Here is a 12393-nt window from a genome sequence, read left to right on the forward strand (position 1 = left end):
ATCCTCTCGTTGATGTCCATATCGTCATCGTCGTCGCGCATCATCGCAGCTCGACGCCTTCGTCCGTTCGTGCGACGACATCGCCGATCACGAACCCCGCCTCGTCATTGGCCGCCAGGATCGACAGCGCCTGATCCGCGTCGCGGGGGTCCACGGCCAGGACCATGCCCACGCCCATGTTGAAGACGTTGAACATGTCGTGGTGGGGGATGGATCCGGCCTTCTCGATAACCGGGAAGATGGGGGGAACCGTCCATGACGACGTGTCGATCCGTGCGGCCAGCGAGGTCGGAAGCATGCGGGGGATGTTCTCGATGAACCCGCCGCCCGTGATATGGGCGACACCCTTGACGAGACGGGCGTCGAAAAGGGGCCGCAGCGCCCTGACGTAGATCGTGGTCGGAGTGAGGAGAACGTCGCCCAGCTCCCGGTCGCCCAATGCCTCCAGCCGGGTGGACACGGTGTAGCCGGCCATGTCGAACAGGGCGTGGCGGACGAGGGAGAAGCCATTGGAATGCACCCCCGAGGACGGCAGCGCGATCAGCGTGTCCCCCTCGGCTATCGTCGAGCCATCCACGATGGCGGATCTTTCGGCCACGCCCACGGCGAAGCCGGCGAGATCGTACTCATCGGGGGAGTACATGCCCGGCATCTCCGCGGTCTCGCCGCCGATGAGCGCGCACCGGGCGTCCACGCACCCGTCCGCGACGCCCGAGACGACCTGCTCGAGAAGCCGGGGATCGTTCTTGCCGCAGGCGATGTAGTCCAGGAAGAACAGCGGCTGGGCTCCCTGGGCCGCGATGTCGTTGACGCACATGGCCACGCAGTCGATCCCGATGGTGTTATGGCGACCGGTCATCGAGGCGATCATGAGTTTGGTACCCACGCCATCGGTTCCCGACACGAGGACCGGGTCGGAGTAGTTCAGCGAGGCCAGATCGAACAGTCCTCCGAAGCCCCCTATCCCGCCCATCACGCCGGGGCGGCCCGTGCGCTCCACATGTGATTTGATGCGTCGTACGACCTCGTAGCCCGCTTCGACGCTCACTCCGGCTTCCTCATATGCCTGTGGCATGGCGCATTGCCTTTCTTCGGTTGGTGGATGGGGTTGATAGGGGGGTGGCAGCTGATGGGGGATCCGCGGAAGGATGCCGGGGACCGCGCGGTGGCGGCGGGATGCGGATCATCGTGGGGATGCGGTGGCGGCCGCCCCGTCCCTCGTGACGGCCATGGTGAACTCGTTGTCGTGGTATTGGCTGGTTTCGCGGGCGAACCGCGGTATCCGTACCCTGTCCTCCGGAGTGAGGGAGTTGAGGAAGCCCTCCTCATAGTCATCGAGCGCCGTGGGATAGTCGCCGTTGAAGTATGCGACGCACAATCCTCCATACGGGGCATCGGCATGCAGGCCGATGGAATCGATGAGCCCGTCCAGAGAGAGGAAGGCCAGGGAGTCGGCGCCGATGTACTGCCGTATCTCCTCCACGGTTTTCTTGGCCGCGATCAGCTCCTTCGACGTCTGTATGTCGATGCCGTAGAAGCAGGGATACTTCAGCGGTGGGGACGAGATGCGCATATGGACCTCACGGGCCCCCGACTCGCGGAGCAGCTTGACTATGCGCCGCGACGTCGTGCCCCTGACGATCGAGTCGTCAACGACGACCACCCTTTTGCCCTCGACGACGCCGCGAACGGCGGAGAGCTTCATCCTCACCCCCTGCTCGCGGAGCTCCTGCGTAGGCTGGATGAAGGTGCGGGCGACGTATTGGTTCTTGATGAGCCCCATCTCGTTGGGGAGGCCCGAGGCTTCCGCGTATCCCGATGCGGCGGACAGGGACGAGTTCGGCACGGCGATCACCATGTCGGCGTCCGCGGGGGATTCCCCGGCCAGTCTTGCGCCCATGCGTTTGCGGGCCGAATGGACGTTGATGCCATAGATGTTGGAATCCGGGCGCGCGAAATAGATGAACTCCATGGAGCAGATGGCCAGCTGGGTGTTGTCGGTGTAGCGCTCGATGCGGTAGCCATCGTCGTCGACGACGATGATCTCCCCGGGGCGGATGTCGCGGACGAGCCGCGCTCCGACGATGTCCAGCGCGCATGTCTCGGACGCCAGGACGTAGGATCCGTTCTTCATCTGGCCCAGCGACAGCGGACGGAAGCCGTTGGGGTCGAGGGCGCCGATCATCTCGGTCTGCGTCATGATGAGGTAGGCGAATCCTCCGTGAACCGTGTTGAGGGCCTCCTTGAGCCGATCCATGAACGTGGCCCTCGGCGAGCGACGGATCAGATGCATCAGGACTTCGGTGTCGGAGTTGGAATGGAAGATCGCGCCCTCGTCCTCCAGACGCTCGCGCAGGCTCACGCAGTTGGTGAGATTGCCGTTGTGGCTCAGCGCCACGTCGCCGTCATGGAACCGGAACAGGAACGGCTGGATGTTGTCCACGGAGCTTGATCCGGATGTCGCGTAGCGGACATGGCCTATGGCGCGGTCGCCCTTGAGTCGGGCGATCTCGGCCTCATCGGAGAAGACCTGGGTGAGAAGACCCAGACCCCGGTGGCCGCACAGCCGTCCGTGGTCGTTCGACACTATCCCGGCGCCCTCCTGGCCCCGGTGCTGCAGGGCGTGGAGCCCGAAATACGTCAGGCGAGCCGCATCGGGATGCCCCCATACGCCGAAAATCCCGCATTCCTCATGGATATCCTCGAGTTCAGCCGACAACCTTAGGCTCCTTCCACAACCGTGGTCAACGGGGAATCGCACTACCGGGCAACCATACCAATCGAGGGATACATTGTCGGCGTCCCGCTCGGGTTCCCGGCACGCGGGTCCATGACGCCGTGAGCATGTTCCGTGGCGTATCCGCCATCGCTGATAGTATCGCTCACGAGTGGTTGCGGTACGTTCCGGGCATGCATTGAGGGGCCTTTGCATGATGGGGACTCGCGCATATCGTCCAGGCCGGGGCTTCTCGCAGTCGGGACGCGCCGCGGAATCGCGGCATGGAGGGCGGCATGGAGATATGTGCATGCGGCTGAGGCATGCGGGTCATGCGTCCGGATCCGGACATGCCGGACATGGCGGACCGTGCGTGGCGCGCACGGGCGAGTGGACAAGGGGCGCAGTATGGGCATAACGACGACGGCGCACGCTGAAGGATCGACGCGGGAGTTTGAGGAGGAGCTGCGAGATCCCGAATGGGGGTCGAACGAGATCTGGCATTCCCTGGACGCCGAACGGTCATTGTCGGCGCTGAGGGCCACCGAGCGGGGGCTGACCTATGACGAGGCGGAGCATCGTCTTGGCATATTCGGAAGGAACGTTCTTCAGGAGGCGCAGACCACGCCGGCTTGGAGGAGGTTCCTGCGCCAGTTCTCCAATCCTCTGATTCTCGTGCTTATCGTGTGCGGTCTGGTCACGGTCGCGCTTGATCATTACGTGGATGCGGTCGCCATTTTCGTCGTGCTGCTGTTCAACGCGATTCTGGGCTTCTATCAGGAGGACAAGGCCGACAAGGCGGTCGAGGCGCTGTCCTCCCTGTCGACTCCCATGACGCGCGTGCTGCGTTCCGAAACGGTGCAATCGGTGGCCACCGAGTCCGTCGTTCCCGGCGACATCGTGCTGTTGGAGAGCGGGGACCGCGTCCCTGCGGACCTGCGGCTGATCGAGGTCAACAATCTGCGCGTCAACGAGTCCATGCTCACCGGTGAGAGCGACGACGCGAACAAATCCACCGGCGTGTGTCCGCAGGACGCGCCTCTGGGGGATCGCACCTGCATCGCGTTCTCGGGAACGCTGGTCACCAGTGGGCGTGGCAGGGGCGTGGTCGTGGCCACGGGATCCGACACCGAGCTCGGCGAGATCAGCGATCTGGTCAACGGCACCGACACCATTCCTCCGCTGGAACGCATCATGCACCGAACCGAACGGGGGATAGCCTTCGCCGTCATCATTGTCGCGGCGTTCGTGTTCATCGCGGGTGCCGTCCTGAAGAACGACCCGTCCGGAGCCTTTCTGCCGGCCGTGGCTCTGGCCGTGGCGTCCATGCCCGAGGCCCTGCCCATCGTTCTGACGGTGGCGATGGCCTTGGCCGTGTCGCGGATGGCCACCCATCACGCCATTGTGCGGACGCTGCCGGCCGTCGAGACTCTGGGCGCCACCACCGTCATCGGATCCGACAAAACCGGCACCCTCACCCAGAACCGCCTGACGGTTGAGTCCTGCGCCATCGGCGTGACGAATCTGTCCTCGTATGACGAGGTGTCCCGGCAGATCCATGCGGATTCGGAGGGGACATCCGCCGCATGGCGGTCGCTGTTGCGGGCCGCGGCGCTGACCAATGAGGCCGTCCGCCTGCAGGACGATGATGGGCGGACGCGATACGAGGGCGACGCGGTGGATGTGGCCATGGCCCGTGCGGCCGATTCGGCGGATGCCGTCGAAGACGCCGATCTGCACTCGGACATCGTCCACGAGACGCCCTACGAGCCTGAACTGCGCTATTCCATGACGATCAGAAGGGACGCCGACGGCACGCTGACCCAATACGTCAAGGGCGCGCCCGACAGCATCATCGCCATGAGCACCAGCATGATCGACGACGGGGGCGCCCGCGTGGACGTGGACGCCGAGGGACTGCACGCCATGAACATGCGCATGGGCGAGAAGGGGCTGAGGGTTATCGCGGTGGCCTCCCGCACCATCGCCTCCGAGGCCGATCTCGATGGCGCCATCACCCCTTCCGGTCTGTGCTTCCTGGGAGTCGAGGGCATGCTGGATCCTCCTCGTCCCGGTGTCCGCGAGGCGATCGAGGACTGCCGCAAGGCCGGCATCGAGGTGAAGATGATCACCGGCGACCATCCGGTCACGGCGAAGGCCATCGGCGACAGGCTGGGGCTGTCCCATACCGATGACGCGATCACCGGTGCCGAGATGCTCACGCTTGACGACGAGCAGCTGCGGTCGAGGCTGCGCAAGACGTCGATCGCGGCCCGAGTGTCGCCTCAGGACAAACTGCGCATCGTGGAGGCGTTGCAGGACGAGGGTGAAACCGTCGCCGTGACCGGTGACGGCGTCAACGACGCTCCGGCGCTGAAGGCCGCGTCCGTGGGGATATCCATGGGCGAGTCGGGGACGGATGTGGCGCGTGAGGCCAGCGATGTGGTGCTGACCGACGACAACTTCGTCACCATAACCAAGGCCGTCGCCCAGGGGCGCGTCACGTTCAAGGCCATCCGGGGTTCGGCGTTCTTCCTCCTGTCGACCGCGGTGGCCGCCATGATCGCCGTCGGCGTGAACGTCGTCTCGGAGATGCCTCTGCTGTTCATGCCGCTGCAGATGCTGTGGATCAACATCGTCACCAACGGCGTGCAGGACATCGCTCTGGCCTTCGAACCCGGTCAGGGCGACGAGCTCGACCGTCCTCCGCGCGGCCGCTCCGAGGGACTGCTGTCGTCCGCGTTGTGGGGGCGTACCGCCATCTGCGGATTGTGGATGGGACTGAGTATCCTCGTCCTGTTCCGTGTGCTCATCGACCGCGGGTATGACGACACCACCGCCAGAACCATGGCGCTGACGCTGCTTGTTCTGTTCAGCTTCTTCATGTCCCTGTCGGCGCGCTCCGAGACCCGATCCGTCTTCCGGGTGAACCCGTTCACGAACCCCTTCCTTCTCGGGGCATCCGTGAGTGCGCTGATTCTCCACGCCGTGGCCATGGTGGTTCCCCCGGTGGCGTCCGCGCTGGGCATGACCGCGCTGACCGGAGGGCAATGGGCCATGTGCTGGGCCTTGGGTGCCACGGTCCTCGTCTTCAGCGAAGGGGACAAGGCGGTCAGGGCCTTGTTGTCTAGGCATGGGCATGACAGCGCCCGCTCCGGCGTCAAGGCGATGGGACGCATCGCTCACCGCAACATCATCGCGATGCTTCGCGGCGACGCACGCTGAGAGAGAGTAAGAAGAAGACGATTCGGGTCGTCGAAGGCCCAATAGACCTTCGACGACCCGAATCGTCGGTCTGCTTCCCGGCGTCTATTCGTCGTGATGCCGGCCGACGAAGATGCCGGCCGGCATCATCCAGCGCCTTAGGCCGCGAAGTATCTCACGCCGGCCTCGAGCAGCGGCTGATGGATGTCTCCGGGGACGTTGCGATACAGACCGTCGCCGGTGCGTTCCGAATGGGCCATCTTGCCCAGCACGCGGCCATCGGGGCTGGTGATGCCCTCGATCGCCAGAGCCGATCCGTTGGGGTTGACGTCAAGATCCATGCTGGGCCGGCCGTCCTCGCCGACGTACTGGGTGGCGATCTGTCCGGCGTCCAGCAGTCTGCGCAGCACATCCCCATCCGCCACGAAACGTCCTTCGCCGTGCGATATGGGGATGGTGTGGACGTCCCCCACGGACGTCAGGGACAGCCATGGGGAGAGGTTCGAGGCCACGCGGGTGCGGACCAGGCGGCTCTGATGCCGTCCTATCGTGTTGACGGCCAGCGTCGGCGAGGTCCGATCCATCGCCACGATGTCACCGTAGGGCACCAGCCCCAGCTTGATCAGGGCCTGGAAGCCGTTGCAAATCCCCAGGATGAGCCCGTCCCTGTTGTTGAGAAGATCACGGACGGCGTCGGTGACCTCGGGGGAGCGGAACACGGCCTCGATGAACTTCGCCGATCCATCCGGCTCGTCGCCCGCGGAGAAGCCTCCGGGAATCATGATGATCTGGCTGGCGCGTATCCCTTCGGCGAAAAGACGGGTCGACCGCTCCACATCGCGGGGTGTGAGATTGTTGAACACCAATGTGGTCGGTCGAGCTCCAGCGCGCCGCCAGGCAGCCGCCGAATCGTATTCGCAGTTGATTCCGGGGAACACGGGAATGATGACGTCGGGCCGCGCCGCGGGGGGAGTTGACCGTGTGACCGATCCGCCTGCGGTGAAGCTGATCGGATCCACCGCGTCGCCATGGCCCCGGTAGGGGAACACCGAGGAGATGCCGTCCTCCCAGATCTCCTGAAGCCGTGTCAGATCGAGCGTCTCCGAGGAGGTGCGCAGCGTGTATTCCTCGGTGGTGCGTCCGATGACGCCGTGCTCGACCCTGTTGGACATCGCGGGAAGGGTGGCGTCGTCGGCCAGCTCGATGAAGAAGGAGCCGTAAGCCGGCGTGAAAAGATCATCCGCGGCGATGGAGTCCTCGAGGTCGAGGCCGATATGGTTCCCGACGGTCATGAGGAACAGGGAGGCCGCGCTCGCGCCGTATCCGGGGGTCGAGACGGCCAGCGCATCATGGGTGGAGGCAAGCTCCTCGATTACGTCCATGACCTCGATGAGCGAGTCCTTGTCGGGCGTCAGACCATCCTTCCCGAGCCGGGCGGCGATGCGCACCACCGTATGTCCCGCCGCCTTGAACTCAGGGGAGACCGCGTTCGTCAGAGGACCCACGGCGACTGCGAAGGAGATCAGGGTGGGTGGGACGTCGAGATCCTCGAAGCTTCCGCTCATGGAATCCTTGCCGCCGATGGCTCCCACGCCCAGATCCACCTGCGCGGACAGGGCGCCCAGCACCGCGGCCGCGGGACGTCCCCAGCGCTCCGGGACGTCCCGCAGTTTGCCGAAGTATTCCTGGAGGCTGAGATAGGCGTCCTCGCGGCGGAATCCGGTGGCGACAAGTCTGCACAGCGATTCCACGACCGACAGATAGCCGCCGGTGTACTGGTTGCTTTCCATGATGTACGGGTTGAATCCCCATGCCATGGCCGAAGCGGTCGTCGTCTCGCCGTCCACCGGGAATTTCGCCACCATCGCCTGGGTGGGGGTCAGCTGCGTGCGGCCTCCGAAGGGCATGAGGACGGTGCCGGCCCCGATGGTTGAATCGAAGCGCTCCGAAAGACCCTTGTTCGAGGCCACGTTGAGATCGGACAGCAGAGCGGCCATCCGGTCATGGAGGGACTGCGTCGGGCGTGGAACGTCGTCGTCCGTTCGCGTTGTCAGCGTCGATCCGGAGAACAGTCGTCCGTCGTACCGCCCGCCCCTTTCGATGTGGAGGTCCTGGCTTTTCGGCGCGCCGTTGGAGGCGAGGAAGTCGCGGTCGAGGTCGACGATGACGTCGCCCCGCCACGTCATGCGCATGCGCCTCTCCCTGGTGACCACAGCGATGACGGAGGCCTCAAGGTTCTCCTCGCGGGCGTAGGAGAGGAACTCGTCGACGTCGTCGGCGGCCACGTCCACGGCCATGCGCTCCTGCGACTCCGAGATGGCCAGCTCCGTGCCGTCCAGACCGTCGTACTTCTTGGTGACCTTGTCGAGGTCGATGGTCAGACCGTCGGCGATCTCACCGGTGGCCACGGACACGCCGCCGGCGCCGAAATCGTTGCATCGCTTGATCAGACGGCAGGCGTCGCCGCGTCTGAAAAGCCTTTGCAGTTTGCGTTCGATGGGGGCGTTGCCCTTCTGCACCTCGGCTCCGCACTCCTCGAGGCTGTCGATGTCCTGCGCCTTCGATGCGCCCGTCGCGCCTCCGATGCCGTCGCGGCCCGTGCGCCCGCCCAGCAGGATGATGCGGTCGCCGGGCGTCGGGGTCTCGCGCCGGACGTGATCGGCGGGGGTCGCGCCCACGACGGCGCCGACCTCCATGCGCTTGGCGACATAGCCGGGATGGTAGATCTCGGCTACCTGACCGGTGGCCAGTCCTATCTGATTGCCGTATGACGAGTACCCGTGCGCGGCGGTGGTCACGATCTTGCGTTGCGGCAGCTTGCCGGGAAGGGTCGTGGACAGGGGCGCGGTGGGGTCGGCGGCGCCGGTGACTCGCATCGCCTGGTACACGTACGAACGTCCGGAGAGGGGATCTCGGATGCAGCCGCCGATGCATGTGGCCGCGCCGCCGAAAGGCTCGATCTCGGTGGGATGGTTGTGCGTCTCGTTCTTGAAGAGGAAGAGCCAGTCCTGGTCCTCGCCGTCCACGTCGACCTTGACCTTCACCGTGCAGGCGTTGATCTCCTCGGATTCGTCGAGGTTCGTCAGGATGCCCTCATGCCTGAGCCATCTGGCGCCGATCGTCGCCATGTCCATCAGGCATATCGGACGGTCCTCCCGGCCGAGTTCACGCCTCATGGCCAGATAGCGGTCGAAGGCCGCCGCCACGACGTCGTCGTCGATGCGGATGTTCTCCAGATGGGTCCCGAATGTGGTGTGGCGGCAATGATCCGACCAGTAGGTGTCGATGACCCGGATCTCGGTGATGGTGGGTTCGCGCCCCTCCTCGCGGAAATGGCGCTGGCAGAATCGCGCGTCGGCCAGATCCATCGCCAGTCCGCGACGGGTGATGAACTCCTCGAGACCGGAGTCGTCCAGTGTGGTGAAGCCGTCGATGACCTCGACATCCGCGGGTCTGGCCGTCTCCATGGCAAGGGAGTCGCGGGTCGCCAACGACGCCTCGCGCGCCTCGACCGGGTTGATCACGTAATGCTTGACCGCGTCGATCTGACCGGGGTCCAACGTCCCGGACAGGACATAGACGCGGGCCGTGCGGACGGTGGGCCGGTCTCCCTGGCTGATCAGCTGGACGCATTCCTCGGCGGATGCGGCGCGTTGGTCGAACTGGCCGGGAAGGTATTCCACGGCGAACACCGTGGCGTCACCGAAGTCGGGAAGGGCGTCCGACACGTCATCCACCTGCGGTTCGCTGAAAACCGTGGGGACGGCCTTGGCGAAAAGCCCGTCGTCGATGCCCTCGACGTCATACCGGTTGATGATGCGTAGTCCCGACAGCCCGGTCAGCCCCAGAACGTCGCGCAGCTCCTCCCGCAGCTGCCGAGCCTCGACGTCGAAACCTGCGCGTTTCTCCACATACACGCGAAAAACCACTGTTGCCCCCTGTTGTCACTCGTACCGGTGTTGTCATTCAGTAATTCATGGAATACGCCGTAATTCATGGAACGCGACCGTGGCCGCCGGAAAGGCGGATTCCGTGGTCCGCGCCTCCGGTGGTCCGCGCCTCCGGCGGTCCGTGTCCTACTTGGACTCGGTGATGCCCTCGGAGGCGGCGAGACCGTTGAGCCTCGAGAGGATCTCCTCATAGGCGGGGATGATGTTGCCCAGATCGCGGCGGAAGAGGTCCTTGTCCAGATGCTCGATGCGGCCGCTGTGGTCCTTGAGGTCCCACAGCCTGCAGGTGTCGGGCGTGATCTCGTCGGCCAGAAGGATCGTGCCGTCGGATGCCGTTCCCTCCTCGATCTTGAAATCGACCAGCTGGACCTCGATGGCGGAGAAGATGTCGAGAAGCGCCTGATTGACGGCGCGGGCCTGCCGCGAGATTTCGGCGAGCTGCTCCTCGGTCGCCAGTCCCAGCGCCACGATGCCGTCGTCGTTGATGAAGGGGTCGCCAAGATCGTCGGATTTCAGGCAGAACTCCAGGATCGGCTTCGACAGCGCGGTGCCTTCGGCGACTCCGTACCGTTTCGCGAAGGATCCCGCGGCGGTGTTGCGCATGATGATCTCCAGGGGGAACATATCCATGCGTCGGACGAGCTGCTCGGTGTCCGACACCCGCTTCAGGAAGTGGCTTTTGACGCCGCGTGCCGCGAGAAGGTCGAAGATCACCGAGGTGATGCGGTTGTTGAGGCTTCCCTTGCCCGCTATCTGCGCCTTCTTGGCGCCGTTCCCGGCGGTGGCCTGATTCATGTACTCGACCCAGAGAACCTGCGGATCGTCGGTGGCGTACATCTTCTTGGCTTTGCCTTCGTACAGCTTTTCCAGTTTCTCCATGACTCGCCTTTCCCGCGCGACGCGAGACGAAATGAGGGGGGATGTGCCAACGTGGCACAGAATATCAATCCGGGGATACATTCCGGGGAGCGTTGAGATGTCGTCGCGGGGCGTCATCCGGAGGCGACGCCGGACTCACCTCGCGGAGCGCGGCGGGAGGTCGGATCCGTCGCGCGGGACGGCGTTCACGACACGTCGATATGGAGCCTGTCGGCCACGGTCGCGGCGGCCGAGCGGGCTTCCTGGGCGGTTGAGCGTATGGCCAGCGACACGGCCATGCGGCGGTGTCCGTTGACCGAGGGCTTGCCGAATATGCGCAGGTCCGTCCCCGGGTCGGACAGGGCCCGGCCGGCATGGGTGAACACCGCTTCGCCTTGTCCCTCCAGCACTATCGCGTGGCTGGCGGCGACCTCGTCGGGGCGTATGTCGAGTCGGACGTGGTCCTGGGTTATGGGGAATCCGAGGATGGCCCGCGCGTGCAGCGCGAACTCGCTGAGCCGTTGCGAGGCCATCGTCACCATTCCCGTGTCGTGCGGACGCGGGGACATCTCGTTGAAAAGAACCGAACCGTCGTCGAGCACGAACAGCTCCACTCCGAAGACGCCCCATCCGGTCTCACCCTGCCTGTGGGCGCCGTCGACCAGGCCCTCCACGGCCCGGATGGCGATGTCGCGGGCGGTAAGGGAGATCTCCCGGTTGATGTCGGCGGGCTGCCATGACTCGCGGTAGTCCCCATGATCCTGTCGTTGCCCGATGGGCTCGCAGGCGCATACGCCCGCGCTGGAGCTGACGGTGAGAACGGTGAGCTCGTCATGAAGCGCGACGAAGGATTCGACGATCACCCGTGATGTCCGGCCATCCGTCGCTGCGCGGCGTCCCGTCTGGGCCTCCGTCCAGGCCGCGTCGAGGTCGTCGGGCGATCTCATGATCGACTGGCCGTGTCCGGATGAGCTCATAATCGGCTTGACCACGCAGGGATATCCCACCTCGTCGGCTCCCGCGCGGAGCTCGTCGGGCGATTCGGCGAACCTGTATGAGGTGGTGGGAAGCCCCAGCTCCTCATGGGCGATGACGCGGAGCCGCTCCCGGTCCATGCAGACGGCGGCGATCCCTGAACTGGGAACGATCTGGACGCCCTTGTCCCGTGCGGCGACGAGCCGGGACGTCGCTATGGCCTCGACCTCGGGAACGATGATGTCGGGATGGACGTCGTCGATCAGGTCGTCAAGCGCCGTGGGATCGGCCATGTCGAGAACGCGCGATTCATGGGCGATCTGGGCCGCCGGGGCGTCGGCGTAGCTGTCGGCAGCGCACACCCATACCCCCAGGCGCATGAGTTCGATGGCGATCTCCCGCCCCAGCTCGCCCGAGCCCAGCAGCAGGACGCGTGTGCTCTCCCGTCCCAGAGGGGATCCCAATGGCCGGTCGGGAACGGTGGGGATCGGCGTGGGGATGGCCGTTGCGCGGGATTGCGCGGCACGAGGCGTCGATGGGTGCGATGGAATGATGCTCATACCGCTTATTCTGCCTTGCCGCGGCGACTACATCGCTGCGGTTGTGGCGAGGGTATCTGTGATGACATCGTTGTGGCCGCGACATGGCAGCGACGACGATGTCACGGTATGGAGGGACCGCGTCCTAGCA

At 65.0% G+C, this 12393-nt stretch carries 6 protein-coding genes; 1 reads left to right on the top strand and 5 read right to left on the bottom strand.

What is annotated here, in order from left to right:
- Positions 1-40: 40 nt before the first annotated feature.
- A complete protein-coding gene (gene purM / locus BMIN_RS05370; RefSeq protein ID WP_022860460.1) occupies positions 41-1075 on the bottom strand; it encodes a phosphoribosylformylglycinamidine cyclo-ligase in 1035 nt (344 codons plus the stop codon).
- 108 nt (positions 1076-1183) lie between these two features.
- On the bottom strand, positions 1184-2719 hold the full coding sequence (purF, locus tag BMIN_RS05375) for an amidophosphoribosyltransferase (protein WP_022860461.1): 1536 nt from the start codon (positions 2717-2719) through the stop codon (positions 1184-1186).
- A 405-nt stretch (positions 2720-3124) separates the two neighbouring features.
- Between purF and BMIN_RS05380 the strand changes: the two genes are divergently transcribed.
- Positions 3125-5941, top strand: a complete 2817-nt coding sequence (locus tag BMIN_RS05380; RefSeq protein WP_022860462.1) for a cation-translocating P-type ATPase — start codon at positions 3125-3127, stop codon at positions 5939-5941.
- A 137-nt stretch (positions 5942-6078) separates the two neighbouring features.
- Here BMIN_RS05380 and BMIN_RS05385 read toward each other — a convergent pair whose 3' ends face one another.
- The 3 genes from BMIN_RS05385 to purT all read right to left on the bottom strand — a co-directional run bounded on the left by BMIN_RS05385 (position 6079) and on the right by purT (position 12263).
- Entirely contained in the window at positions 6079-9849 is a 3771-nt protein-coding gene (locus BMIN_RS05385) for a phosphoribosylformylglycinamidine synthase (RefSeq protein ID WP_026647279.1), read from the bottom strand.
- 147 nt (positions 9850-9996) lie between these two features.
- Positions 9997-10749, bottom strand: a complete 753-nt coding sequence (gene purC / locus BMIN_RS05390) for a phosphoribosylaminoimidazolesuccinocarboxamide synthase (protein WP_022860464.1) — start codon at positions 10747-10749, stop codon at positions 9997-9999.
- A gap of 185 nt (positions 10750-10934) precedes the next feature.
- On the bottom strand, positions 10935-12263 hold the full coding sequence (purT, locus tag BMIN_RS05395) for a formate-dependent phosphoribosylglycinamide formyltransferase (RefSeq protein ID WP_022860465.1): 1329 nt from the start codon (positions 12261-12263) through the stop codon (positions 10935-10937).
- Positions 12264-12393: the final 130 nt, after the last annotated feature.

This window comes from Bifidobacterium minimum (assembly GCF_000741645.1).
GTDB classification, from domain to species: Bacteria; Actinomycetota; Actinomycetes; order Actinomycetales; family Bifidobacteriaceae; genus Bifidobacterium; species Bifidobacterium minimum.